The organism is Iodidimonas gelatinilytica (assembly GCF_008579125.1).
In the GTDB taxonomy this organism is placed as follows: Bacteria; Pseudomonadota; Alphaproteobacteria; order Sphingomonadales; family Rhodothalassiaceae; genus Iodidimonas; species Iodidimonas muriae.
Map to the genome: position 1 here is coordinate 91460 of NZ_BKCL01000003.1, position 24779 is coordinate 116238.

Annotated in this window: 24 protein-coding genes, 1 tRNA gene and 1 pseudogene; 16 read left to right on the forward strand and 10 right to left on the reverse strand. The window is 55.9% G+C overall.

Going from position 1 to position 24779, the window contains the following annotated elements; translation table 11 throughout:
* Positions 1-30 precede the first annotated feature (30 nt).
* Together JCM17844_RS05190 and JCM17844_RS05195 are read left to right on the forward strand one after the other, a co-directional pair.
* The gene (locus tag JCM17844_RS05190; protein WP_150000177.1) at positions 31-828 is read left to right on the forward strand and encodes a ParA family protein; all 798 of its coding nucleotides are present in this window, start codon (positions 31-33) and stop codon (positions 826-828) included.
* A complete protein-coding gene (locus tag JCM17844_RS05195) occupies positions 825-1760 on the forward strand; it encodes a ParB/RepB/Spo0J family partition protein (RefSeq protein WP_149999980.1) in 936 nt (311 codons plus the stop codon). Before JCM17844_RS05190 ends, JCM17844_RS05195 begins: the two co-directional genes overlap by 4 nt.
* A 95-nt stretch (positions 1761-1855) precedes the next feature.
* Here JCM17844_RS05195 and JCM17844_RS16430 read toward each other — a convergent pair whose 3' ends face one another.
* From JCM17844_RS16430 to JCM17844_RS05225, 5 genes are all read right to left on the reverse strand, one after another.
* Positions 1856-2422: an NAD-glutamate dehydrogenase domain-containing protein gene (locus JCM17844_RS16430; RefSeq protein ID WP_149999981.1), complete on the reverse strand. Its 567-nt coding sequence runs from the start codon at positions 2420-2422 to the stop codon at positions 1856-1858.
* Positions 2419-5631 carry an NAD-glutamate dehydrogenase gene (locus JCM17844_RS05205; RefSeq protein WP_268885082.1) on the reverse strand — a complete coding sequence of 1071 codons (3213 nt, stop codon included), beginning with the start codon at positions 5629-5631 and terminating at the stop codon, positions 2419-2421. Before JCM17844_RS05205 ends, JCM17844_RS16430 begins: the two co-directional genes overlap by 4 nt.
* Positions 5632-5830: 199 nt before the next feature.
* The gene (locus JCM17844_RS05215) at positions 5831-6751 is read right to left on the reverse strand and encodes an NAD-glutamate dehydrogenase domain-containing protein (protein ID WP_149999984.1); all 921 of its coding nucleotides are present in this window, start codon (positions 6749-6751) and stop codon (positions 5831-5833) included.
* Between the two features lie 231 nt (positions 6752-6982).
* A complete protein-coding gene (locus JCM17844_RS05220; RefSeq protein ID WP_149999985.1) occupies positions 6983-8380 on the reverse strand; it encodes a RimK family alpha-L-glutamate ligase in 1398 nt (465 codons plus the stop codon).
* Between the two features lie 187 nt (positions 8381-8567).
* Positions 8568-8642 (reverse strand) — tRNA-Gly (locus tag JCM17844_RS05225).
* 292 nt (positions 8643-8934) lie between these two features.
* On the opposite strand from JCM17844_RS05225, the gene JCM17844_RS05230 reads away from it, so the two are divergent.
* The 6 genes and pseudogenes from JCM17844_RS05230 (at position 8935) to JCM17844_RS05255 (ending at position 11974) form a co-directional block, all read left to right on the forward strand.
* A complete protein-coding gene (locus JCM17844_RS05230) occupies positions 8935-9303 on the forward strand; it encodes a thioredoxin family protein (protein WP_210431413.1) in 369 nt (122 codons plus the stop codon).
* A complete protein-coding gene (locus JCM17844_RS05235) occupies positions 9243-9863 on the forward strand; it encodes a tetratricopeptide repeat protein (RefSeq protein WP_149999987.1) in 621 nt (206 codons plus the stop codon). Before JCM17844_RS05230 ends, JCM17844_RS05235 begins: the two co-directional genes overlap by 61 nt.
* Positions 9864-9937: 74 nt before the next feature.
* Positions 9938-10548: pseudogene (locus tag JCM17844_RS17165) on the forward strand (LON peptidase substrate-binding domain-containing protein).
* 42 nt (positions 10549-10590) lie between these two features.
* Positions 10591-10785 carry a Trm112 family protein gene (locus JCM17844_RS05245; RefSeq protein ID WP_149999988.1) on the forward strand — a complete coding sequence of 65 codons (195 nt, stop codon included), beginning with the start codon at positions 10591-10593 and terminating at the stop codon, positions 10783-10785.
* Positions 10786-10796: 11 nt separating this feature from the next.
* On the forward strand, positions 10797-11138 hold the full coding sequence (locus tag JCM17844_RS05250; protein WP_149999989.1) for a gamma-butyrobetaine hydroxylase family protein: 342 nt from the start codon (positions 10797-10799) through the stop codon (positions 11136-11138).
* A gap of 98 nt (positions 11139-11236) precedes the next feature.
* Positions 11237-11974 (forward strand): hypothetical protein, encoded by a 738-nt coding sequence (locus JCM17844_RS05255; RefSeq protein ID WP_149999990.1) that lies wholly within the window; start codon positions 11237-11239, stop codon positions 11972-11974.
* Positions 11975-12002: 28 nt separating this feature from the next.
* On the opposite strand, the gene JCM17844_RS05260 is transcribed toward JCM17844_RS05255, so the two are convergent.
* Together JCM17844_RS05260 and ubiH are read right to left on the reverse strand one after the other, a co-directional pair.
* Positions 12003-12557, reverse strand: coding sequence for a GNAT family N-acetyltransferase (locus JCM17844_RS05260; protein WP_149999991.1), 555 nt, complete (start codon positions 12555-12557; stop codon positions 12003-12005).
* Entirely contained in the window at positions 12554-13798 is a 1245-nt protein-coding gene (gene ubiH / locus JCM17844_RS05265; protein WP_210431416.1) for a 2-octaprenyl-6-methoxyphenyl hydroxylase, read from the reverse strand. Before ubiH ends, JCM17844_RS05260 begins: the two co-directional genes overlap by 4 nt.
* A gap of 289 nt (positions 13799-14087) precedes the next feature.
* Between ubiH and JCM17844_RS05270 the strand changes: the two genes are divergently transcribed.
* The 4 genes from JCM17844_RS05270 (at position 14088) to JCM17844_RS05285 (ending at position 19040) form a co-directional block, all read left to right on the forward strand.
* Positions 14088-16394, forward strand: coding sequence for an FtsK/SpoIIIE family DNA translocase (locus JCM17844_RS05270; protein ID WP_210431417.1), 2307 nt, complete (start codon positions 14088-14090; stop codon positions 16392-16394).
* A 137-nt stretch (positions 16395-16531) separates the two neighbouring features.
* Entirely contained in the window at positions 16532-17242 is a 711-nt protein-coding gene (locus tag JCM17844_RS05275; protein WP_149999992.1) for a LolA family protein, read from the forward strand.
* Between the two features lie 321 nt (positions 17243-17563).
* Positions 17564-18145, forward strand: a complete 582-nt coding sequence (locus JCM17844_RS05280; protein ID WP_149999993.1) for a hypothetical protein — start codon at positions 17564-17566, stop codon at positions 18143-18145.
* 79 nt (positions 18146-18224) lie between these two features.
* Positions 18225-19040 (forward strand): exodeoxyribonuclease III, encoded by an 816-nt coding sequence (locus JCM17844_RS05285; protein ID WP_149999994.1) that lies wholly within the window; start codon positions 18225-18227, stop codon positions 19038-19040.
* 104 nt (positions 19041-19144) lie between these two features.
* On the opposite strand, the gene JCM17844_RS05290 is transcribed toward JCM17844_RS05285, so the two are convergent.
* A complete protein-coding gene (locus JCM17844_RS05290; protein ID WP_149999995.1) occupies positions 19145-19843 on the reverse strand; it encodes a response regulator transcription factor in 699 nt (232 codons plus the stop codon).
* A gap of 116 nt (positions 19844-19959) precedes the next feature.
* Between JCM17844_RS05290 and ribA the strand changes: the two genes are divergently transcribed.
* On the forward strand, positions 19960-21090 hold the full coding sequence (gene ribA / locus JCM17844_RS05295; RefSeq protein ID WP_149999996.1) for a GTP cyclohydrolase II: 1131 nt from the start codon (positions 19960-19962) through the stop codon (positions 21088-21090).
* Positions 21087-21626 (forward strand): L,D-transpeptidase family protein, encoded by a 540-nt coding sequence (locus JCM17844_RS05300; RefSeq protein WP_149999997.1) that lies wholly within the window; start codon positions 21087-21089, stop codon positions 21624-21626. The genes ribA and JCM17844_RS05300 overlap by 4 nt, the downstream gene beginning before the upstream one ends.
* An 11-nt stretch (positions 21627-21637) precedes the next feature.
* Here JCM17844_RS05300 and JCM17844_RS05305 read toward each other — a convergent pair whose 3' ends face one another.
* Positions 21638-22324, reverse strand: a complete 687-nt coding sequence (locus JCM17844_RS05305; RefSeq protein WP_149999998.1) for a YggS family pyridoxal phosphate-dependent enzyme — start codon at positions 22322-22324, stop codon at positions 21638-21640.
* 35 nt (positions 22325-22359) lie between these two features.
* Between JCM17844_RS05305 and JCM17844_RS05310 the strand changes: the two genes are divergently transcribed.
* Complete coding sequence (locus JCM17844_RS05310) at positions 22360-22980, forward strand: thiamine phosphate synthase (protein WP_210431418.1); 621 nt, start codon at positions 22360-22362, stop codon at positions 22978-22980.
* On the opposite strand, the gene JCM17844_RS05315 is transcribed toward JCM17844_RS05310, so the two are convergent.
* Positions 22874-23884 (reverse strand): porin, encoded by a 1011-nt coding sequence (locus JCM17844_RS05315; protein WP_150000000.1) that lies wholly within the window; start codon positions 23882-23884, stop codon positions 22874-22876. The genes JCM17844_RS05310 and JCM17844_RS05315 overlap by 107 nt on opposite strands.
* A gap of 437 nt (positions 23885-24321) precedes the next feature.
* Between JCM17844_RS05315 and JCM17844_RS05320 the strand changes: the two genes are divergently transcribed.
* Positions 24322-24666 carry a DUF3576 domain-containing protein gene (locus JCM17844_RS05320; protein ID WP_210431419.1) on the forward strand — a complete coding sequence of 115 codons (345 nt, stop codon included), beginning with the start codon at positions 24322-24324 and terminating at the stop codon, positions 24664-24666.
* The last annotated feature ends 113 nt before the right edge of the window (positions 24667-24779 follow it).

Consider the following 24779-nt stretch of genomic DNA (forward strand, 5'->3'; position numbering starts at 1 on the left):
TCTCTCCAAGACAATGGATCTTCGCAAAATCTGGATGGGCACCAGCCCAATATCATTGCGGTTGCCAATCAAAAGGGCGGTGTGGGGAAAACCACCACAGCCATCAATTTGGCCACGGCGCTTGCGGCGATCGGGAAAAAAGTTCTGATCATCGATCTGGACCCGCAAGGCAACGCCTCTACCGGCTTTGGCATCGATCGGTCCAAGCGCAAATTATCCTCTTATGAACTGATCACCGGCGAGGCGGATATTGCCGCGGTGCTGGCACCCACAGCGGTGCCAGGGCTTTATATTATTCCGTCCACCATTGATTTGTCGGGGGCCGATACGGAATTGGTGACCATGTCGCGGCGTGCGTATCGTCTGCGCGATACCTTGGAATTCGATCCCTCTTTGGGGAATTTCGATTATGTGCTGATTGATTGCCCGCCCTCTTTGTCTTTGCTGACATTGAATGCCCTGACATTAGCGCAATCGGTTCTGGTCCCTTTGCAATGCGAATTTTTTGCTCTTGAAGGTCTATCGCTTTTGTTGCGGACCATTGAGCGTGTGAAATCCACCTATAATGCGTCTTTGGCCATTTCCGGGGTGGTGCTGACCATGTTTGACAAACGCAATCGGCTTAGCGATCAGGTGGCGAAAGATGTGCGCGGTTATTTGGGCGATGTGGTGTTCAAAACGGTGATTCCGCGCAATGTGCGGGTTTCGGAAGCACCAAGCCACGGAAAACCGGCTCTTTTATACGATCATCGCTGTTCAGGCAGCCAAGCCTATATGCGCTTGGCCAGTGAGATTTTGAAGCGGGAAAGAAAGGCAAAAGCGGCATGAGCGATCAGGCACCGGAAAAACCCGGCCGCTCTCGGGGCCAGCAACGGGGATTGGGGCGTGGATTATCGGCCTTGATGGACGATTATCCCGTTGAGGATATCAGTGAATCACAGGCACCATCCAACCGTGATACGCGCCTTGTGCCGATCCATTTCTTAAAAGCGAACCCGTTTCAGCCGCGCCGTAATTTTGTCGCTGAAGATCTTGAAACCTTGTCTGCTTCAATTGCTGAAAAAGGTGTGTTGCAGCCTATTCTTGTGCGTCCGGCCTCTCAATCCGCCGATGGCGAACAACGTTATGAAATTATGGCCGGGGAGCGGCGCTGGCGAGCATCGCAAAAAGCCGGCTTGCATGAGGTTCCGGTTCTTATACGGGAATTGGATGATCGTGCCGCTTTGGAAGTGGCCATCATAGAAAATGTGCAGCGACAGGATTTGTCGCCCATTGAAGAAGCAGACGGCTATCAGCGTTTGATTGCAGAATTCGGGCACCGGCAAGAGGATGTGGCGAAAGCGGTTGGCAAATCGCGGAGCCATATTGCCAATCTATTGCGGCTTTTAAGCCTGCCGGATACGGTGCGGGCCATGGTTGATGATGGCCGGTTGAGCATGGGGCATGCCCGCGCTTTGATTGGCAGCCCCGATCCGGAAACATTGGCACAGCGTGTTTTGGATGCCGGACTAAGCGTTCGCCAGACAGAAGCGCTGGTGGCCAAAGGACGGGGAGCAGGGGCAGGGGCCGAGACAGAAAAAGCCGAGGCTAAAAAACGCCGGAAAGACCCTGATACGCGGGCATTGGAAGCCGATCTTGGACAGGCCCTTGGCTTGGCCGTGGATATCAATGATCGGGGCGCTGAAGGGGGCGTGGTGTCTATCCGGTATTTGACATTGGAACAGCTTGATGATCTTTGTCAGAAATTGATGGAGGGATAAGACCTGTTATTTTGGGTCCGTTCCGGTTGATAAAAAAAGCGCCCATCCTTGTAATAGAGGATGAGCGCTTTTTCTTAACCAGCTGATTTTTAAATTTAAATCCCAACAGCGCGTGACAGAATCGAGCGCAGATGGCGGGCGGCAAAACTTAGTTTTGCCACCGAAAGCGGGCCACTGGATTTAAGATCGGATAGCAAGCGGTCCGCCCGCGCCCGCGTCAATTCCTGATCGTCAAACCATTTGATCACGGCTTCCGGACCGTCTGCCTTCCGGTTTTCTTCCAGAATATGTTGGGTCAGTTCGCGCTGTTGATCGGCCAGATCGTCCAGCACGGCACGGGCGGCCAACCGGTCCCAATGATCTTCGGTGGAAAGGGTGTCGCTGGCCTGGCGCAACCAGTCGAAACCGATGCGTTCCCCGACTTCGGAATAAGCACGGCCCACATCCACGACTTTTCTGTCCAGAGCGATGGCGATTTTCTGCACATCGCATGAGAACATAAGCATTTGAAGGGCCACAATTTTCCGGGACAAACCAACAGGTGCGCCCTGTTCTTCATACATGCCGACACGGGTTTTGAAGGCTTCCAGCGACAAGGGCGACAGAACCGCTTCGGGATTGGCGAGCAAAGCGACGACCCCGTCGTCATAGATGTCGATCAGCCCGGAAGGTCAAAAGGCCATTCTTCATTGCGCAAAAACCAGATGGTTTGTTGCTTGATCAGTTCTGAAAGCTCCAGATACATCAGGGTTTGGATGGCGGCGGGCATTTGATGATCGAGACTGTCGATTTCCGGCCACAGATCATTGAGATTGAAGATATCGCGCACCACAAGAAAGGCGCCGATAATCTGATCCACCCCAAGGCCGGTTTCTTCACGCACTTCATAGATGAAGGTCAGCCCCGCGCGGTTGACCACCTGATTGACAAGGGTTGTGGCTATCAATTCGCGCCGCAATCTGTGGGTTTCCAGCGACGAGGAAAAGCGATCGCGCAAGACACTGGGGAAGCTTGCCCCCAGTTCCACTGTCAGGAACGGATCATCCAGCAGGTCGCTGTTCATCAAAATGGCCTTCAGGCTGAGTTTGGCATAGGCCATCAGCACGGAAAGCTCGGGACGTGTAAGGCCTCTTTGCGATAGGGCCAGTTCCGAGAATTGTTCTTCGCTGGGAAGATATTCGATATCGCGGTTCAGCGTTCCTTCGCGTTCCAGGGTGCGAATAAGGCCTGCATGGCTTTCCCGTGCATTGGCCGCGCGGGCTTGTGCATGGCTGATGGCCTGTGTTTGCAAATAATTGTTTTGCAACACAATGTCGGACACCGCATCTGTCATTTCGGCCAAAAGATTGTCGCGAGAGTCTTGATCCAAAAGGTCGCGGCGCATGGCATCGGCCAGCAGGATCTTGATATTTACTTCTTTGTCCGAACAGTCGACGCCGGCGGAATTGTCGATGAAATCGGTGTTCAAGCGGCCGCCTTTTTGGGCAAATTCAATGCGGGCCCGTTGGGTCATGCCCAAATTCGCCCCTTCGCCCAACACCTTCACCTTTAAATCGCGGCCATTGATGCGGATGGCATCATTGGCGCGGTCGCCCGCCTCGGAATGGCTTTCTTCCGATGATTTGACATAGGTTCCAATGCCGCCAAACCATAACAGGTCCGCTTCGGCCTTCAGGATATGATGAATAAGCTGCGCCGGGGTCAGGGCATTTTTTTCAATACCGAGAAAGGCTTGAACTTCTTTTGTCAGCGGGATGGATTTTGCTGTCCGCGGCCAGACCCCGCCGCCTTTGGAGATGAGCGTCGTATCATAATCTTCCCAGCTCGAGCGTTTCAGGGCAAACAGCCGTTGGCGTTCTTTGAAGCTGCTTTCTGCATCGGGATCGGGGTCGATAAAGATATGGCGGTGGTCGAACGCCGCTTGCAAGCGAATGGCGCGGGACAGCAACATGGCATTGCCAAACACATCGCCGGACATATCCCCCACACCGATCACGGTGAACGGGTCTGTGGCAATGTTTTTGCCCATTTCTCTGAAATGCCGTTCAACGGAAACCCAGGCACCGCGCGCAGTGATGCCCATGGCCTTATGATCATAGCCATGGCTGCCGCCCGAGGCGAAGGCATCGCCCATCCAGAAATTCCGGCCGATTGCCAGCCCGTTTGCCGTATCGGAAAAGGTTGCTGTGCCTTTATCGGCGGCCACCACCAGATAAGGATCGTCTTCATCGTGACGCACCATATTGGCGGGGGGCACCACCTTGCCGTCCACCAGATTGTCGGTGACTGAAAGCAGGCTGCAGATAAAGCGCTTATAACAGGCAATCCCTTCTTGAAGAACGGCCTCTCTGTCGCCGCCCGAAGGCAGGGCTTTGGGGACAAAGCCCCCTTTGGCTCCCACCGGAACGATCACGGCATTTTTCACTTGTTGGGCTTTCACCAATCCCAACACTTCCGTGCGAAAATCCTGTCGCCGGTCCGACCAGCGCAAGCCGCCGCGCGCCACCGGCCCCCAGCGTAGATGCACGCCTTCCACACGGGGGGAATAGACAAAGATTTCCCGCCATGGCCGGGGAAGAGGGGCTTCTTCCACATCGCGGGAGCGGATCTTGATGGCCAGGCCGGTGCTGTCGTCGCTATCCGCATCGCAATCGAGCGCTTGATAGAAATTGGTGCGCACTGTGGATTGGATCAGGTTGAAATAGGTACGCAAGATCCGGTCTTCATCCAGACCGTTTACTGTGTCCAGCTGTTCGGTAAAGCGGTCGGCAATGGCTTTGATGGCGGCATCGCGATCCTCTTTGCTGCCTTTGAAGGCAGGGTCGAAGCGGGCGGTGAACAAATCGAACAGGGCGTGGGTGATTTCCGGATAATCGCGCAGACAGCGGGCCAGATATACTTGGCCAAAAGGCAGGCCCAATTGGCGGATAAAGCGCCCATAGGCCCGCAAAACCACCACATCCCGTCCGGTTAGGCCGCAATCGATGACCAGGCTGTTATAGCTGTCGTCTTCCACCTGCCGGGTCCAGACATGAACCAGAAGGGTCTCCACCAAAGGTTTGATGGTCTTGATTTCTAGCGTCTGGTTTTGGGCGCGCAGCAGATAAAAATCATGGATACAACCGCCCGTTTCGCGCTCCAATTCATAGGCGTGTTCGCTGATTACTTTCAGCCCAAGATGTTCCAGCATGGGCAGGCACTGGCTTAGTGGCACGATTTCGGTGCCGTGATACATTTTCAGGCGCAAGGCATCGGGGCGGTCGCTATCGTGGCGATAAAGATCAAAACCGATGCCGCCATTGGCCGCCAGCGCATCAAGCTTGGCAATGTCCAAAATACCGTGGCGCGGCTCGAAATCCTCTTGATAGCTCAAAGAGAAAATATGGCCATATTGTTTGTATAGCTGGATGCCGCGGGCTTCACCATGCTGCTCGATCAGCTGTTCACGCAGCAGGTCTGGCCAGCCTTTTACGGCACGGGCCAGTTGTTCGTCGATTTTCGTCTGCTCGGCGGGCGGAACATGGCCGGGCTTGGTGCGAATGATGAAATGCCACCGGGCCATTACATCTTCAGAAAGCTGGGCGTAATAAACCGAGACTTCGCCATTGAAGGCATTGCACAGGATTTTCTCGATCTCTTGGCGCAGGCCCGAATGATACACATCGCGCGGCACATAAATCAAAGCCGAGACAAAGCGTTCAAACTGGTCGCGCCGGATAAAGGCGCGGGGGCGGGGCCGTTCGCTTAGATGAAGAATCCCAAGGCTGGTGCGCAACAACTGGTCTTCGCTGATCTGGAACAATTCATCGCGCGGGAAGGATTCCAGAATATGGCGTAGGGCCTTTCCCGCATGGCTACGCTTGTCAAACAGCGCCCGGCGTTGTGCATTTTCTACCTTGCGCCGTAAAAGCGGCGTTTCATAAGGCTTTCCGCATAGGCCTGCGAGGTGAACAGGCCGGTAAAACGGCGTTCGCCAACAACTTTTCCGTTTTCATCATAAATTTTCACGCCCACATAATCCATATGAATGGGGCGGTGTACCGTGGCCTTTACATTGGCCTTGGTGATGATCAGGGGGTATCGGGCTGGGTTAAAAAGTGGCGAATTTCCGCCGATATTGCCGTTAACCCTTTGGTGCCGCGCAGGATATAGCGCTTGGGGTCCCGCAAAATTCCAAGGCCGGAACTGTTGATAGGCTTGAAGCTGCCATCTTCAGCACCGCCTTCAAAACGATATTCCCGATATCCCAAAAAGGTGAAGCGATCCGTTCCCAACCAGCGTAAAAAGCGAATGGTTTCTTCTTGCGCGTCCGGGCTGATGGGCGGTGGGTTGACGGTAAGGGACGCTACAGTTTCGTCGATCTTGGCAACCATGGCCCGCCAATCCTGTACGCTGATGCGCACATCGGCAAGAATGGTTTCAATCAGCGCTTTTACCGATGCCAGAACCTTGGGGTCGGATTCGGCGTCGATCTCGACATAAATATAGGATTCGCGGCCCTTACCATGTTCGTGACCCCGTTCAAAATCCACAGCGCCGAGAACATGGCGCCGGGTGCCGTCCTTATCCCGGTCAATCAACAAAATCGGATGGTGGACAGCATGTAGATGATAATGGTGGGTAACGGCCAATCCACCGGTGATGGAATCCACAAGAAAGGGCATATCGTCATTAACAATGGCGATGGCGGTATGCGGTGTGGCCCATCCATCATCCATGGAGCGCGGGTTGATCACCTCTATTTTGGGGGTGCCGGGCTTGCGGTTGGCCCCCATGCGCCACAAATGCAGGGCAATGGCATAAAGGGTTTGCGGTGTTTGGGCGATGACATCGTCGGGCGACGCATGGGCGTAAAACACCTCCAAAAAACGCAAGATATCGTCGCGCTCGTCCTTTGACGCCTGCTCTTTGGCAATCTCCAGAACACTGGAAATAACGGCATCTTTATGCTCGAACGGATTTGCGCCGGAACTTTGCAACGAACCTTCCATGCTTTTTCTCACCGGTTAGGGAGCGGTCATCGCTCCCGATTATCAGGCCCCGGTCTTTCATGTGGGACTGTCCACCGCCGATTGCTTCAAAATTAAGCGAAGGCGTGGGCAAAAGAGTAAAGGCACCGACCGGACTCTTGCCTCTTACCCCTGTCTCGCTCTTCCCATATTGTACAGACAGGTGCAACACCCGTTGGTGCCGCACATGGCTGAAGGCACCGGATTGTGATTTTATCGGTCTTTTCGGCTATATCCGGCGCCGCGTCCCACACGGCTTTCCAAATGGCTGACAATGGCTCCCGCGACATCCAGACCGCTGGTGCCTTCAAATATTTCAAATGCTCCGGCAGGGTCCACATTGACAACCAAAGGCCCGTTTTCCGAGCGCACCAGATCCACAATGGCCGCTTGCAGATTAAGGGCAGCCATGGCTTTTGCGGCAATGCGACGTTCTTCAATGGTGGGGCGGGCTTTTTTCATCACGCGTTTGGCCAAAGAGTCGCTTGGGCCTGCATTTGTGGATTTGGGGGGCTGTACACTTACGCAGCCGACCAGCTTGCGCCCCACCATCAGGCAGCGCAGGGCGGCTCCACCCGCTTCCGTCACATACTCCTGCACCAGAACATGGGCGCGTAAGCCATGCATGGCGTTCAGGACGGAATCGGCGGCTTTTCGTGTATCGGCCACCACAGATCCACGGTCTTCATTGCCTTCCAGAATTTTCAGCATCAAAGGAGCGCCGCCCAGCAGCTTGATCAAATGGGTATTGCTATCGGGTGCATTGGCAACGCCGGTGGAGGGTTGCGGCACACCGCGTCGGGCCAGACGTTGGCTGGTGTGCAGCCGATCCCATGCGGCCGCCAAAGCCACGCTGGAATTCAGGCTGCGCACACCCATTGTTTCAAGATGGCGCAACAGGGCAAGGCCATAGGTCAAGTCTTTCGCAGCCAAATAGGGCAGGGCCGCATCAAAGCGCGGCAGGGCTTTTCCGTTCAGAAAAAGATCAAGCTGCCCCCCGTCAATGGACATGTAACAGCGGTTCACATCCAGAATATGGGCGGCATGGCTGCGGGCTTCCAGGGCATCGACCAGGCGGTCCACGGTGGGGCTTTTTGGGGTTCCGGTGAGCAGGGCGATGTTCAAAGGGCGTTCGGCGGCGTGCACATGGGGAAGGCTATCATAGGCAGAAAGATCCGGCGTGCCTTGGATACAGGACCGGGTCACATCCACCAGAAGACCGCCTTCCAGGGCGCGGCGGCCCAACAACATGCGGTACGACATGGTTTCGCGGTTGGTCAGCGACATTTCTATGGGCCATTCATGGTCGCCAATGCGCGCCAGCGTGCGGATGATAAAGCGCAATTCGGTTTCACCATTGGATGATGTAATCTCGCGCTGTCCCACCAGATCGGCTTCGCAATAAAGCTCGATTTCCGGACGCTCTGGCAAGGGATGCAGGCCGAAACGCACCCGGTTTTTGCCGTTTTTCTCATAGGGATGAACGGAAAAAGCGTGCAGGGACGAGGTTTGTGCGCCGGTATCCACCTTGGCGCGAATGGCGGGAATACCAAGGGCGGGGAGTGCCACCCATTCTTCCCAGCCGACACTGAACACAGATTCGTTTTCCATCAGGCTATATGGCCCCTATTTCCGCGCTCTGTCTATGCTATGTGCGCGCAAGCGCGCTGCAGTCAATGCACCCTTTTTCTTGTTATGCGGGGAGCATGATGCGGAAAGAGGGCGGGGAGTTTATCGGGCATACCAAAAAGGCCGATCACAATGGATCGGCCTTTGGTGCCTGAGATCAGGCAGAAACTGGAGCGGGCGATGAGATTCGAACTCACGACCCCAACCTTGGCAAGGTTGTGCTCTACCCCTGAGCTACGCCCGCATATTGGGTATGACCCGAAGGTCTGTCATCATCTGGTTGGCGGGACTATACTTAAAGCGTTGCAGGATGCAACAGGCTTTTTTTGTCCGTCCGCCCAAACAGCGTGGAGGGCGATATAGGCGCACTGGCCCTGTATGTCCAGAAAAATATTATCCGGAAGGGATATGGCCGCCTTTTTGCCGCGCTATGCTGACTTGATCATGGCTTTGGCGGCTGGCTTGGCGCGAAAAACATGTTAAGACCGCCTTTCAAAGTTGATCGCGTGCCGCAGGCTGAAAAAGGACAGATACGGATGGAACATATCATTTCCGCAAAAGGATCCGATACCGGGGAAGACAAGGCCCTGATCAAGGATGCCGATAGCAGGTCTTTTGTTCAGGATGTTCTGGAAGGCTCGAAAACGCGGCCGGTTCTGGTGGATTTCTGGGCCACATGGTGCGAGCCATGCAAGCAACTGACGCCGGTTCTGGAAAAACTGGTGCGCGAATCCAAGGGTAAAATTGCCCTGATCAAAGTGGATATCGATAAAAACCAGCAGATTGCCGCCCAGCTTCAGATTCAATCGGTGCCCACGGTCTATGCCTTTTATCAAGCCAGCCGGTGGATGCCTTCCAAGGGGCCTTGCCGGAAAGCCAGATCCGCAGCTTTATCGATCAATTGATTACCTTGTCTGGTGGCGCGGACGAGGAAGGCAAGGACATGAATGCCATTCTCGATCAGGGCTTTGCGGCTCTTGCTGCGGGTGACACCAATCTGGCCTTGCGCATTTTTGGTGGTGCCAGCCATGCAGAGCCAGACAATGTGCGTATTTTGGCCGGTCTGGCGCAAACCTATCTGGCCGTTGGTAAAATTGAAGAAGCCCGCGCCCTTCTTGAGTCGGTGGCCAAAGAGGCGGCATCGGACCCTGATATCATCAAGGCGCGAGCCGCTCTGGATCTGATGGATCTTGGCCGCGATGCGGGCGATGTGGCAGAATTGCAAGACCGTTTGGCCAAAGAGCCGGAGAATCATGCACTGCGCTATGATCTTTCTTTGGCGCTGGCGGGCCGTGCGCAGCTGGAAGAAGCCGCCGAACATTTGATTGCCATTATCAGCGCCGATCGTGAGTGGAATGACAATGCGGCGCGCACGCAGCTTTTGAAGTTGTTTGATGTGGCGGGGGCTGCCGATCCTTTCACCTTGCGCTGGCGTCGTCGTTTGTCGTCTATCTTGTTTTCCTGAAGGAGGACCGCGTGGCACTTTCCGGCCGCTCAAAGGACGAGAGTTTACCCGGCGTTTTGCCGGTCTTTCCCCTTATGGGCGCTTTGCTGTTGCCACGCGGCGAGATGCCGCTGAATATTTTCGAGCCGCGCTATTTGCGTATGGTGCGCGATGTGATGGGCGGCGACCGGATGATCGGCATGGTTCAGCCGGTGGATGAAGGGCAAGAGGGTGATCCGGCGCTCTACGGCATTGGATGTGCGGGCCGTATCTGTTCTTTTGTGGAAACCGAAGATGGCCGCTTCTTGATTACCTTGAAAGGGGTCACGCGCTTTAAAATCGTGGAAGAACTTTCCAGCATGACCCCATATCGTCAGGTGAAGGCGGATTATGCTCCCTATGAAGGGGATCGCCTGACGCCAATGCCCGATGCCGGGATCGCACGGCTGATCTGATCGACCGCCTGACCAAATTCCTGGATCGCCGTGGTCTAAGTGCGGAATGGTCGGCCATTGAAAAAGCGCCGGATGAATTGTTGATCAATTCACTGGCCATGATCTGTCCATTCTCCCCGGCGGAAAAACAGGCGCTGCTGGAAGCGAAAAGTCTGCGCGCACGGACCAGAACCATGATCAGTTTGATGGAATTTGCGTTGGCTGACCCGTTATTGGACGAAGACGACCAACAGCCGCCGGTGCCAAATTGAAACCATTGCATCCTTTCTTGATGCGAAAGAACGAGCCGAACCATGACCTTGGAAAAAGACGATATTGATCCGAAATTGCTGGAAATTCTGGTATGTCCCCTCACCAAATCCACCTTGCGCTATGATCGCGCCAATCAAGAGCTGATCAGCGATGATGCGGGATTGGCCTTTCCCATCCGGGATGGTGTTCCCATCATGCTGGTGGATGAGGCGCGTCGTCTGGATGCGCAGGAATAGGACATGATGCCATGCCACGTCCTGTGGATATTGTGCTGAAAACCGCCGAACGTCGTTTGGATCTGTGCTTTGATGATGGGGTGACGGCCCAGTTGCCCGCGCAATATTTGCGGGTTTTTTCCCCCAGTGCAGAGGTGCGCGGCCATGGTGGTGCCAAGCCGCCGGCGGTTCTTGGCAAAGCCTCGGTGGCCATCACCCGCATCGAGCCGGTGGGGCATTATGCCGTGCGGCTGGTGTTTGACGATGGCCATGATAGCGGCCTTTATCGTTGGGATTATCTTTATGAGCTGAGCGTAAATCAGGCGTTGAACTGGGCGGCTTATCTGGCGGATGTAGAAAATACCGGCCGATAGGCGGGCTGTTTTTTGCGGTGGTCCTGTTCAGCCTGCGCTCATCCATCCTGCATTATGGTGAGGTCGATGGTTCAGCGTTGTCTTTGTGGAGGCGGAGGGTGAGGGCAAAGTCCTTTCTGGCGATTTTGGCGGTAATACTTGCCTCTTTGGGTGCCTCTCGGGCTTTTGCGGACCCCATTTTGGATGCGGTGCGCGCCGAAGCCGCGGTCGTGTCTCCTCTGCACCACAAGGTGACGAGAGAAACTCTGGATAATTCCGGGAAAACCCGTCAGCGAAAAGCGGTGTTCGATCCCCGTTTGCCCGAAGGCGAGCGCTGGACATTGCTGGAACGCAATCACGAACCGCCAAGCAAGAAATATCAACGTAAATACGAAGATGATGAAGACCGTGATCCGCCGGAAAGCTACGGACGCGTGCTGCATTATCTGGATGGCCCGGTGACGCGTTTGGCACAAACGGAAACCGATGTGACATACCGGATCGACCGTTTGGGAAAAGGCTCGATCATTCTACATGGGGAAGATATTTCCGATAAGATTTCCGGCGAAGCGGTGGTGGATCTGACCAGCGGCGTTCCTTTTGTGCGCGAGGTGCGGCTTATGGTGGCCGAAGCCTTTAAACCCATGTGGCTGGTCCGCATTGAAAGCGGTGAAGGCTTGATCCGTTTCAAACGCACCAAGGACGGCTATCCCGTGATGCACCGCCAAACCCTGCATGTGAAGGGGGCGCGGCCTTTTGGCCATATCGATTATGAAAGCGATGTTTTGTATCAGGATTACCATCCCATAGCGGCGCTACAAGAGGTCTCGGTCGATCTTTCGGCGCAATATCCTTAAACACACACGCCTATAGGCGCTTGCCGCTTTATTCTCCGGTTCTGGCGTTTATGGCGCGATAGTCTTCCCGGTTCAGGGCAAAGTAGGCGAGGCTATCAATCCCATAAGCCGAGACATGCCCCGCCGGGCGCAGGCCGCATTTCTGAAGCACCTTTTGCGAGGCCGCATTGTCTGTCATGGCAACGCCCACAATGGTTTCAAGTTTCAGATCGTCAAAGCCATAAGAAACAATGCGCCGCGCCGCCTCGGTGGCCAGACCGACCCCCCAATGATCGGGGTGCAGCCGGTAGCCCACTTCAATTTCGGGGCCGCCGTCCAAAGGCTTGAGCATCACCAGACCAAGAAAGGGTCCATCGCCGTCGCGCCATGTGATGGACCACGCCCCCATTCCCGGCGGAATCTCTGTGTTTATGTAGTTTTTATAGATATTTGCGATGGTTTCTTCGCGTGATCTGGGGCGGCCTGTAATGTGTTTCATCACCGCCCGGTTCGCATCCAGTTTCACCAATGCTTCGAAATCTTTGTGAACGAGCGGCGCCAAAACAAGCCGCTCTGTCTCAAAAATCCGGTCCGCATTGCTCATAGGGGATGGCCCTCCAAAAGACGTGGCAATTTGCCCACCGTCCCGCGGGCATGGCTCATGAAAAAGCGCTTTAGCACCGGCAGGCGGTTCACAACGGACAGGCCCAGATCGCGGGCATGGCGAATGGGCGCAATGTCATTGGAAAACAGCCGGTTCAAAGTATCGGTGACCAAAGCCAGCACCACATTGTCTGTGCGCCGCCAGCGTTGATAGCGCTCCAAAACAAAGGGGCTGCCAATATCTTCGCCGCGCCGTGCTGCTTCCACAAGCACTTCGATCAGGGCGGCAATGTCGCGCAGGCCCATATTCAGGCCCTGTCCGGCAATGGGATGAATACCGTGGGCTGCATCGCCGATCAGCGCCAGCCGGGTGTCTATATAGCGTTCGGCCATATGCAGGCCCAAAGGATAGCTCCACCGCGGGCCACAGACAGTGGCCTTGCCTAAAAAGTCGCCCATGCGCCGTTGTACTTCTGCTTCAAAGGCGCGGGGGGATAGTCCCATGATTGCCTTTTCGGAGGAGGCTCTCGCCGTCCATACCAGCGACGACCGGTTGCCGGTCAGTGGCAGAATGGCAAAGGGCCCGTCGGGCAAAAAGCGCTCATGGGCGATGGCGCAATGGGGCAGTTCATGGGCAACGGTGGCAACGATTCCCACCTGATTATACCGCCAGCGCGGCGTCTGGATCGCCGCCTGTTGCCGCATCCGGCTGTTGCGCCCATCGGCCCCGATCGCCAAAGCGGCGGAAACTGTGCGCCCATCTTTTAACACCAGATGGGCGTGCGCCTGATCGCGTGTCACGGCTTCAACCCGCGCCGGGGCCAGAAGATGCAGATTGCCTAATTGGCTGGCCCGAAAAAACAGGGCCTGACGCAAATGCCGGTTTTCCACCATTTCCCCAAGGGGTTGATCGCCGATTTGGGCAAAATCGAAATGCAGGAAATGCCGGGACTCGCCATCCGACACCCGGATTTCTTTGATCGGTTGAGCAGTATCCTCAAGCGGTGGCCAGATTTTCAGGCTTTTGAGCATCTGCACCGAGGCATAGGCAATGGCAGAACAGCGTCCATCAAAGGTTTGTGCTGTCAGATCTTGCGGGGCTTCGGTATCGATCACCGCAATTTCAAGGCCATATTGTGCCAAACCGCATGCCGCCGTAAGGCCCGCCATGCCCCCACCGACAATGGCCACATCAACCCTTAGATCGGGTGCTGCTTTGCTGGAGGATCCATCCATCGCCATAATCAATCGTCCGTTTAAACTTGCCAAGGGGTCAATCTAGCGCTGCTCCATAGAGCCTGTCACGCTTTCTCAACAGGATCCGTGTTTGATGCTTTGGGGGCGCATGGGGATTTCTTGCCAAAGCGGTTGGCAAGTCGGATAGGCTGTTTTACTTTTGTTCCGGATATCCGGGCCGCAAGAGCAAAGATCTTATGGGCTACGGGTTAAAATAGCACGGAGGGCGGGACGCGTGGCGCGAAGACAAACAAAGACCAAACGGCCCCCTTTGCTGCCGGCAGGGGCGATGGCCATGATCCGGCGGGCGGGGTCTTATGTGTCTGGATTTGCTATTGCTTTTTTGGGTCTGAGTATTCTTGTGGCTTTGGCCAGCTTTGATGCCAATGATCCCACCTTGAACCGATCCGCGAATATGGCGGTGAACAATCTGCTGGGCTTTCCCGGTGCGGCGGTGGCGGATCTGTTGTTGCAAACGCTGGGACTTGCCAGCATCGTGATTGCGTTTCCCCTGTTTGGCTGGGCATGGCGGATTGGATCGCGGCGCGGATTGCCCTGGTTCTGGACACATCTTCTGGTCTTGCCCGTTGCGGCCATGGGCTTTGCGCTGGCGGTGTCGCAAATTCCTGCGGGGGCTGGCTGGCCGTTTGACGGTCTTGGCTATGGGGGCCTTTTGGGTGACCGGTTGTCGAGCGGTATGAACAGCATCCGTGAGGCGATCGACCTTGTGATTCCGGGATGGGCGATCAGCATGATCGGATTGCTGGCGGGTGTGCCGGCGTTGTTGGCGGCGGTTGGCATTGCACGCGAGGAATGGATGGCGATCATCCGCGCCATTGGCCGGTTTGTGCGGATGCTAGGGCGTGGGCTTTGGGCGGTTGTGATGCGCTTGCGCCCCGATGGCACGGCGGATGATCTCACGCCAAAGCCCCGGAAGCCGGTGAAAAAGCGCAAAACGAAAGAAGACCATGCCGAACGTATGCGTATCGCCAAAAACCGTATCGAACCGGGCAGTGTTTCAACAAAGGAAGGTCGTCGCGCCAAAAAAGAACGCCAAGGCTCGTTGTTTCCCGAACAGAACGGTTTTCGCCTGCCGCCATTGGATTTGCTGAACAAGCCAAAGGCTATGGATCCATCGTCGCGGCTGAGCGAAGATGCGTTGGAGCAAAATGCCCGGCTTTTGGTGACGGTGCTGGAAGATTTCGGCATCGAGGGCAAAATCGTCCATGTGCGTCCCGGCCCTGTGGTTACCCTTTATGAACTGGAGCCCGCCCCCGGTGTGAAATCGGCGCGGGTGATCGGCTTGGCCGATGATATTGCCCGCTCCATGAGCGCCATTTCCGCCCGTGTTGCGGTGATCCCCGGGCGCAATGCTATCGGCATCGAATTGCCCAACAGCCTGCGCGAAACCGTGCCTTTACGCGAAATTCTGGCCTCGCAAAACTTTGACACGTCCACGGCCAAATTGCCGTTGACCCTGGGCAAGGATATTGGCGGGGCGCCGGTGATTGCCGATCTGGCCAGCATGCCGCATTTATTGGTGGCGGGCACCACGGGGTCAGGGAAGTCGGTTGGCTTGAATGCCATGATCCTGTCTTTGCTGTACCGCCTGCCGCCAGAGCGCTGCAAGCTGATCATGATCGATCCAAAAATGCTTGAGCTGAGCATCTATGACGATATTCCCCATTTGCTGACCCCCGTTGTGACCGAGCCGAAAAAGGCGGTGGTGGCCCTGAAATGGGCGGTGCGTGAAATGGAAGAGCGTTACCGCGCCATGTCGAAAATCGGGGTGCGCAATTTGGCGGCCTATAACAAGCAGGTGGCCGAGGCGGAGGCCAATGGCGAGCCTTTGAAGCGTCAGGTCCAGACCGGATTCGATAAAGAAACCGGCCAGCCGGTTTATGAAGAACAGGCGTTCGATTTCAAACCCTTGCCAATGATCGTGATCGTGATCGACGAAATGGCCGATCTGATGTTGGTGGCGGGGAAGGATGTGGAAGCGGTGGTGCAAAGGCTGGCGCAAATGGCGCGGGCCGCGGGTTTGCATTTGATCATGGCCACGCAACGTCCGTCTGTGGATGTGATCACCGGCACCATCAAGGCCAATTTCCCCACCCGCATTTCCTTTCAGGTGACCTCGAAAATCGACAGCCGCACCATTTTGGGCGAACAGGGGGCCGAACAACTTTTGGGCCAAGGGGATATGTTGTTCATGGCCGGCGGCGGGCGCATTACCCGCGTCCATGGGGCCTTTGTTTCCGATGGCGAGGTGGAAAAGGTTGTTACCCATCTGAAGAAACAGGCTGCCCCCTCCTATGTGGGGGACGTAACGGAAGAACCCGAAGAAGGGTTTGATAGTCCGTTCATTCCCGGACCATCCCGCGAAGACGGTAATGCGGATGCGTCGCTTTATGATAAGGCGGTGGATGTGGTGCTGCGCGACCGGCGGGTGTCCACCAGCTATATCCAGAGGCGTTTGCGCATCGGGTATAACCGGGCGGCATCGCTGATCGAGGAAATGGAGGATCAGGCGGTGATCAGTGCCCCCAATCATGCGGGAAAGCGCGAGATTTTGGTGCCGCAACGGGAAGAAGACGCCTGATAGAACCAAAGATGATGCACATATGTTGCACGGTGCTTTGTGCTTTTTTCATCCCAATTCCCTTTAAAACTGCCATGGTTCAGCCCACATTCAGCCAGATCATGGCAGGGATATTTTTTCAGAATCAGGAATGATCAATGGCACGGGATCTTTTAAAAGCGCTTTTCTTTTCTCTGGGGTCGTTTGCTGCCATCGGTGTTTCAGCTCAGGACGTAGAGAAAGAAGCGGATTCGGATGCTCCCCCGGCCTTGGAAGAGCGCCATGTGGATTCCGTTGGGCTGATGGCGCGGATCAACAAAATCGAAACATTCTTGAACGGTATCGATACGCTGAAATCCACGTTTGTGCAGATTGCCGATGACGGCACCATCAGCCGAGGTGTTCTCAGCCTTGATCGGCCGGGTCGTATGCGCTTTGAATATTCCGACGGCACCCCTTTGTTGCTGGTGAGCGACGGCGAGGTTTTGAGCTTTATCGACTATGATGTGGGGCAAGTGACCCGCTGGCCGATCAATGACACGCCTTTGGCACTATTGGTGGCGAAAACCGTTGATCTTCAGTCCGTTAATGCCATGGTCAATCGTCTGGATGTGGGCGGACAGGCGGTGTATCTGGTTTCCGTCGAGGATCAGGAAGCTGCCGAGCGCGGCAATCTGACGCTGCTGATAGAAGAACGTGCGGACGGATCTTTGTTTTTGCGGGGCTGGGAAGTGGTGGATGGCCAAGGGGCTGTGACACGAATTCGGCTTGAAAATCCGCAGCTTAATCCGGTATTGGCCGATTCCAGCCTATGGCGTTTCAAAGACCCGCGCAAATTGCCCTCACAACGCCGCAAAAGGGTGCGATGAAGGAAGTATTTCGCCCTTGAAATGCCACACTGTGCGCCTATTTACGGAGTTACGGTAGCCTTCCCCTCCCGGAGTTGTGCCCCCCACTTTCCGGTCTGGCTACCGTAAAGCGCTGAAATATGCGCTGCGCCCGGTCGAAGCCCCCCTCGACCGGGCGCCATTTTTAAGTGAGGTTTCCAGGCCCTGCCGAAGCTCCCCCTTGATCGAGAACTATTTTTAAAGCGGGATTTTTGACCCGACTGAAGCTCTTCTCGACCTCGTACCCCGTTATGCGATAGAAGCTGTGTGGTTTTTGGTTTCCCCGTCACAGGACGATCCCCCGTGTCTGCAGATGATCTGAACGATATATTCGAACAGTATCCCACCCTTGCGCCTTTAAGTCGGTTCTGCCGGTTGATCGGGCAAACCCCGTGGTTTCGTCATGTGGGGGACCCCATAAGCGATGATTTGCGCCTTGATGGGCAGCTTTATGCCGCGGCTTTGGGCTTTCCTGAAGCCGAGCCAGCGGTGTTGGCCCTGTGGGAAGATGCCGCCGGTGCTGCGGAAAGTGCCGATTTCAATAGCCCGGCATGGGAAGCGGAAGAACAATTGCGCATGGCTTTGGTGCATGAGGCCTTGCAGCAGGTGGATGAAGATGCTTTGGACGTGGCCCTGACCCATGTGGCGGCGGTGGCTGCCGATGCCGCCAATCGCGGTGCCGAGGATGTGCGCGGCTTTTTGCTGATCGATGATGAAGCCTTTGTGCGGGCCGCCACCGGCGCTGCGGTGCAAATGTGCCATCAGGCGGCTTTGGTGATCGCCTCCGGCGGGGAGGGCGAGCATGTATTTTCCCACAAATTCCAGATTTTCGAACAAGGGCGCTGGCCCGTCGGTATCATTGGCAGCACGCTCAATATTTTTTGAGGGCCGTGCGGTGCTTTTGTCCGGCTATGCTTTAGCAGACCATCTTTTCAACCATATGTAACACCGGAGAATGTGCTTTATGTCATCGCGTCCATCTGATCGTGCCCGAATCGTCACATGGAATGTCAATTCCGTGCGGGCCCGCCTTGATCTGGTGGACCGGTTTCTTTTGGAGCACCGTCCGGATGTTTTGTGCCTGCAAGAAATAAAGGTGCAAACGGATCTGTTTCCCCGATCCTGGTTTGAAGAGCGCGGATATCGTCATCAGGCGGTGCATGGGCAGCGCAATCATCATGGGGTGGCAACGGTATCACGCTTGCCCCTTACGGAGGTGAGCTCCCGCGATTGGTGCGAAAAAGGCGATGCCCGGCATGTGGCGGCCCGTTTGCCCGGGGGGGTGATGTTGCACAATTTTTATGTGCCGGCGGGGGGTGATGAGCCGGATCGAGACAGCAATCCGCGTTTTGCCCATAAATTGGATTTTCTCGATGAAATGATCGCCTGGTCCCGAGAGTTATCGGAACCCAGCATCATGGTGGGCGATCTGAATGTGGCCCCTTTGGAGCGCGATGTATGGTCGCACCGGCAATTGTTGAAGGTGGTGAGCCATACCCCGCCGGAAACCGAGCGGATGGAGGCCATGCGCGCCGCCCATGATTGGGTGGATGTCATGCGTCATTTCGTATCCGCCGATGAACCGCTTTATTCTTGGTGGTCTTATCGGTCCAAAGATTGGCGGAAATCCAATCGCGGGCGCAGGCTGGACCATGTGTGGGTCAGCCCGGTTTTGCAAGGCGGCCTGAAAGCCATGCAGGTCTTTGATGATGCGCGAAGCTGGGAACGACCATCAGACCATGCGCCGGTGATTGTGGATCTGGATCTGCCGGTGGGTTGATTGGCTGCGACGGATAGCAAAAAAGGGCCAAGAAAAAGGCCAGAAAAAAGGGGAGGCAATAAAGCCCACCCCTTTTTCTTTGGCTGCGATTGAATGGCTCTGGCTTAATCGCTTTTTTTGGAAACCAGCCGATAGCCACCGGGTTCTGTCACTAAAAGCCGGGCGTCTGAAGGATCGTCTTCCATCTTTTGTCGCAAGCGATAGACATGGGTTTCCAATGTGTGGGTGGTCACCCCAGCATTATAGCCCCACACCTCGTTCAACAGCTCTTCGCGGCTGACAGATTTGCCGCTGGCGCGATAGAGATATTTCAAGATCGAGGTTTCTTTTTCCGTCAGGCGCAGCTTGGCTCCGGTGGCTTCGCGCACCAACAGTTTGTTAGCGGGCTTGAACACATAGGGGCCGATCTGGAACACCGCATCTTCGCTTTGTTCATGCTGGCGCAGATGGGCGCGCATGCGGGCCAGAAGCACCCCGAAGCGGAAGGGTTTGGTCACATAGTCATTGGCGCCGGATTCCAGCCCCAAAATGGTATCGGCATCGGTATCGGCGCCGGTGAGCATGATAATGGGCACCTTGATGCCCGCTTTGCGCATCATGCGGCAGGCCTCGCGGCCATCGATATCAGGCAATCCCACATCCAGAATAATCAGATCGGGATTGACCTCGCGGGCTTTTTCAATGCCCTTTGATGCGGTTTCCGCTTCGGTCGGCTCAAACTCTTCGTGTAGGGAAAGTTGTTCCGCCAAACCGCCGCGCAAATCATCATCATCATCAACAAGCAGAATTCTTTTAACCGTCATAGCGATTGCATCTTTCCTTAAAGGCTTCGCAAAAACTCATATGATCGGGGTGCCAATCGGTACACGACCCGTTATCTATGGCATACAGTATCCATTGAAACCAGAGTGAGCCGGAGATGGCGACAAGCCCTGCCTATTTACAGACACATCTGCGTGACGACATTGTGATTATAAGAGCCGCAGATGATTTGCGTCGCGGCTTGCCGGTTGTGATCGCCACCCATGACGGGCCGGGCGGGCACAGCCTTATGGTTTTGCCTGCGGAATTGGCCGATGCTTGGCGGTTGGAGCGCCTTTCCATGCTTGGAAAGCCGCAGGTGCTGATCAGCCGTGAACGGGCCGCCGTGTTGAAAATTCATCATAAGGGCCGTGATGCGGTGCGCCTGTCCTGCCCCAAGGACAGCTTCGGCATTCGCGCCCTTGCAGACCCTACGGCGGATTTATCGGCGCCAATGAAGGGACCGTTCCAAGTACAAGAGGCGACGACAGAGCAGGCGGCGCTTGATGAAGCGGCCTTGGCTCTTTTGAAAATCGCCCATTTATTGCCCGCCGCGGTGAGTGTCGATCTTTGCGCGGATGTGCCGCAAGATATGGCGCGTCATCACGGGTTGTTGCTGGTGTCTGTGCCGCAGATCAAAGCCCATATACAGGCGCAAACGGGCGGTCTGATGGTGGTGGCCGATGCGAAACTGCCCATGAAGGGCGCTCCCAACAGCCGCATTGTCGCCTTTCGTCCGGAAAGTGGCGGCACCGAACATTTCGCTATTCTGGTGGGCTCTCCCGCGCCATCGGATGCGGTGTTGGTGCGGCTCCATTCGGAATGTTTTACCGGTGATGCCCTTGGCTCGTTGAAATGCGATTGTGGCAATCAGTTCACCGGAGCGCTTGAAACCATCGAACAGGCGGGCGGCGGTATTGTGCTTTATCTGGCGCAGGAAGGTCGGGGCATCGGGCTTGTGGCCAAGCTCAAGGCCTATGCCTTGCAAGATCAAGGGCATGATACGGTGGATGCCAATCTGCGTCTTGGATTTGCCATCGATGAACGGGAATTTGGTCCGGCGGCGGCCATGCTCAAGGCTCTCGGGTTTCTCCGCATCCGGTTGTTGACCAACAATCCCGAAAAAGTCGCCGGATTGGAACGGGAAGGTATCAAGGTGGTGGAACGGGTGGAACACCGCTTTCCTTCCAACGAGCATAATGCCCATTATCTGGCCACCAAGCGCGACAAAACCGGTCATTTTCTATGAGTGATGATGTGATTTTTGTGCGCGCTCCCGCCCATGAACCGCGCGGCGTGTTGCGCTATCGGGGCATGGACTTTCCCTGTGCCCTTGGCTCGGCGGGGATTGTGGCGGCGTCCAAAGCGCAGGAAGGCGACCGGGCAACGCCTGCGGGCCGCTATCGGCTGGAGAGCGGGTTTTACCGTGCGGACCGGATGGCCCGGCCCCGCTGTGCCCTTGATCTTCATCCCACAAACGAGGCGATGGGCTGGTGCGATGCGCCCCATAGTCCGCAGTATAATCAACTGGTGACGCGGCCCTTTCCCGAAAGCCATGAACGGTTGATGCGCGATGATAGCCGGTATGATTTGTTGCTGGTGATCGGCTTTAACCGTTTGCCGGTGGTGCTGGGCCGGGGCAGCGCGATTTTTCTGCACATGACCGACGACCAGCTATCCCACACCATGGGATGCGTGGCGTTGCGCCCCGATGATCTGCTGGCCTTGGCGGCCAGGCTGACCGCCGCATCGGTGATTGATATTGGTCTTGATAACGACCGATGAGCCGGGATGTATCAGGAGGGGCGTGTGCCGAAAATGGCGGTGCCTACCCGCACATAAGTCGCCCCCATGACGGCGGCAATCTCATAATCGGCGCTCATACCCATAGACAATTTGGCCAGCCCGTGGCGGCGCGCCAATTTGTTGAGCAAGGCAAAGTGCAGGGCGGGATCGTCATCGGCGGGGGGAATACACATCAATCCGGCGATATCGAGGGCCAGTTCATCGCGGCAATAGGCCAGAAGGTCCGCCAGATCATGAAGTGCGGCGCCGCCTTTTTGTGGTTCGTTGCCGGTATTCACTTGAAGGAAAAATGTCGGATGGCGATCCAGCTTGTCCACGGCATCTTTCAGTTTTCGCGCCAGTTTCGGGCGATCGACGGTTTGGATAACATCGAACAAGGCCACCGCTTCTTCGGCTTTGTTGCTTTGCAATTGGCCGATCAGATGCAGTTCGGTTTTGGGAAATTCCGCTTTCAGGGCCGGCCATTTTTCTTGGGCTTCTTGAACCCGGTTTTCCCCGAATACATGGTGGCCGGCCTCCAGCAAGGGACGGATATGGTCGGCATGAAACCGTTTGGAAACGGCAATCACCTGCGGGCGCGGCGTTTCAAGGCCATGCTCTGTCATGGCGGCATCGATGCTTTTGGAAATATGGGCAAGATTGCCAGCCAGTGCCTCGGGGCGATAGGGTTCGGTCATCTGTTGCGGTCCTGTTTGTCTGTATGGAGTCTCAGGTGAAACACATCCGGCCTTTGGTCAAGAGGGCGCCGCCGTGCTTTTTTCTCGCCGATCGGGGCGCGGGGCGTGATCCCTTGGCCATTTTACCGCATTTGCGTCGGGGAAGTGGCGTGGTTTTGCGAGATTATGATGCCGGGGACCGGGCGGCATTTGCCCAAAAGATGGCCAATATGGCCCGCATGCACGGCCTGTTTCTGTTGGTGGCAGGGGATGCGGCCCTGGCCCAAAAAATAAGGGCGCAAGGGCTGCATCTGCCGCAATGGCACCTGTTGCGGATGGGGCGTACACAGATTGGACGGTTGCGGGCGACCTGCGGGCCGGGTGCAATTCTGACCGCTGCGGCGCATGATCGCACCGCTTTACGGCATGCGGCCTTTCTGGGGGTGGATGCGGCCTTTGTGTCGCCTGTGTTTTCCACATCCAGCCATCCACAGGCCGTGTCCCTTGGTCCGCACCGGCTGGCCCGCCTTATGGAGGCAACGAATATTCCGGTTTATGCTTTGGGCGGGCTCAATAGCCAGACCATGCGCCGATTGCCGCCCGGTCTTGCAGGATGTGCGGCGATTTCAGGCTTTGCCGATCCGCTGTCCCGTAGGGCGCTTCTTGGCCATTTTTAGAAATTGAGGCGGGTGCCAGATAAAGCAGGCCAGAGCGGTCCGCCGAGTCGGGGTCCAGGCTGAAGCGATTGCCATAATCGAACAGCCGCACCCCGCCAGACACGCGCAGCCGCTCTGAAACCGCATAAGCGGCCCCCAATTCCAGCTTGTGGAACTGGTTGTCCAGCCCGACAAGGCCGTTTTGTGCGTCTGTGCGGTTATATTCGCCAACGGAAATCTGGGTGGAAAAGGCCGACCATTCATAGCCAAAGCCAACATCGAAGCCTTCGATATCATCCAAAAGCCCGCCGGTTTCGCGGGTTATGGTGGCGCCCACCACAAAGCCCAGATATCCGACAGACAGCCCCACATTTACCGACTGGCGATCATAGGGGCTTAGCTGGTCATAAGGCGCGAATGCCGAGGAGGTCGGGGACTGTTCCACCAAAAATTCCGACCGAAGGGCCAGATTGACACGATCCTGCACATCGCTGGTTTTTTGCGGTGCAAAGCTCAGGGTCATTTCCGATGTGGCATAACGGGGTGTGAAACTGCTGAGGATTCGCGCCTGTCCGCCGGCATCAATGCCGCGATCAAGGCCACCAAGGGCGCTGATTCGCGGTGTGAAATTGGTGATGGGCCGTGAAACAGGGATCGGCGGCATATCGGCATCATCGTCTTCATCACGCAGATATAAAAAGCCGGGTTCTTCGCTGGCTTGTTCACTGCGGAAGGCGAAATCGATCTTCAGCCGGGCCGCGCGCTCTTCTTCGGCATTCAAATACGCGCTTTGATCGGTAAACAGGTCAAGGGATTGCAAAAATCCGCTGGATTTGAAACGAGGGGCATCGGCTGCGTTCACAGAGGTTGTGAATGCAAGACAAAGGGCCGTTGCCGCCAATCCTTTCAAAAACGTTTTCTGCACGGGTCTGTTGCTCTTGGGCTGTTATTGTCTACGCTGCTGGTTACGAATGGAGGGGATGCTCGGAAAACCGATGGTCTGAGATCCCCCCTTGAATGCACATTCATATAGTAAGTGCCCGATCAGATTACCATTCCCTTATCAAGGAATCCAGTCGGCTTGCGCATTTCCTTTCAACCTGTTGCCTATCTGCACTTGGGCCAAGAGGAAAGCGTCGGGAAGGGGGATGTCCGTCATGATCTGGACGGTTCTTCATGTCTCGCCTCTGGTCAAGCGCCGATAAGCTGGGTATATAGCCGAGTTCGGTGGTTTTCCGGCGATGATGGCCGGAGTAATAGAGCGAAAAGGATCTTCATGACATTCACACGTCTTGTGGCGGTAATTGGCCTTGTCGTTTCGGCGCTTAGCTATCTGCTTGCGGATCCGGCGATAAGGATCGCGTGCGTATCGAACCCACGGAATCGGGGGTGAACGGTTATTTATGGCGCGCGTCTCTGGATACGCTGTCCTTCATGCCGATGATTGATGTGGACGCTCGTGCCGGGGCCTTGATCAGTGATTGGTATGTGCATCCCGATACCCCGGATGAGCGGATGAAGGTGTCGGTGTTTATTTTGGGCAGCCAATTGCGCGCCGATACGCTGAAAGTGACCGTGGTGCGCCAGCTTCGCAATTCTACGGGGATTTGGACCAACCAGCCTTTGCGGGCAGGAACCGAACTGAAGATCGAAGATGCCATTCTGGCGCGCGCCCGGCAGCTTCGTATCGATTCACTGGATCAGTGACCCTTTAACCAAAGATCCTCAAGGCAGACCGAGCCATTACCCGACCTTGTTCGAGGTCGGGCCGATGCAAAGGATGAGAGAGCGGGCTGGCCGCCAGATTCGCCCTTAGGCCC

Bases quoted from the DNA above. Each gene is read 5' to 3' on its own strand.
- JCM17844_RS05290 (WP_149999995.1), bottom strand. From the start codon at position 19,843: ATGACGGTTAAAAGAATTCTGCTTGTTGATGATGATGATGATTTGCGC.
- JCM17844_RS05195 (WP_149999980.1), top strand. From the start codon at position 825: ATGAGCGATCAGGCACCGGAAAAACCCGGCCGCTCTCGGGGCCAGCAA.
- JCM17844_RS05215 (WP_149999984.1), bottom strand. From the start codon at position 6,751: ATGGAAGGTTCGTTGCAAAGTTCCGGCGCAAATCCGTTCGAGCATAAA.
- JCM17844_RS05245 (WP_149999988.1), top strand. From the start codon at position 10,591: ATGACCTTGGAAAAAGACGATATTGATCCGAAATTGCTGGAAATTCTG.
- ribA (WP_149999996.1), top strand. From the start codon at position 19,960: ATGGCGACAAGCCCTGCCTATTTACAGACACATCTGCGTGACGACATT.
- JCM17844_RS05220 (WP_149999985.1), bottom strand. From the start codon at position 8,380: ATGGAAAACGAATCTGTGTTCAGTGTCGGCTGGGAAGAATGGGTGGCA.
- JCM17844_RS05305 (WP_149999998.1), bottom strand. From the start codon at position 22,324: ATGACCGAACCCTATCGCCCCGAGGCACTGGCTGGCAATCTTGCCCAT.
- ubiH (WP_210431416.1), bottom strand. From the start codon at position 13,798: ATGGCGATGGATGGATCCTCCAGCAAAGCAGCACCCGATCTAAGGGTT.
- JCM17844_RS05285 (WP_149999994.1), top strand. From the start codon at position 18,225: ATGTCATCGCGTCCATCTGATCGTGCCCGAATCGTCACATGGAATGTC.
- JCM17844_RS05250 (WP_149999989.1), top strand. From the start codon at position 10,797: ATGCCACGTCCTGTGGATATTGTGCTGAAAACCGCCGAACGTCGTTTG.
- JCM17844_RS05300 (WP_149999997.1), top strand. From the start codon at position 21,087: ATGAGTGATGATGTGATTTTTGTGCGCGCTCCCGCCCATGAACCGCGC.
- JCM17844_RS05260 (WP_149999991.1), bottom strand. From the start codon at position 12,557: ATGAGCAATGCGGACCGGATTTTTGAGACAGAGCGGCTTGTTTTGGCG.
- JCM17844_RS05275 (WP_149999992.1), top strand. From the start codon at position 16,532: ATGGCACGGGATCTTTTAAAAGCGCTTTTCTTTTCTCTGGGGTCGTTT.
- JCM17844_RS05270 (WP_210431417.1), top strand. From the start codon at position 14,088: ATGATCCGGCGGGCGGGGTCTTATGTGTCTGGATTTGCTATTGCTTTT.
- JCM17844_RS05230 (WP_210431413.1), top strand. From the start codon at position 8,935: ATGGAACATATCATTTCCGCAAAAGGATCCGATACCGGGGAAGACAAG.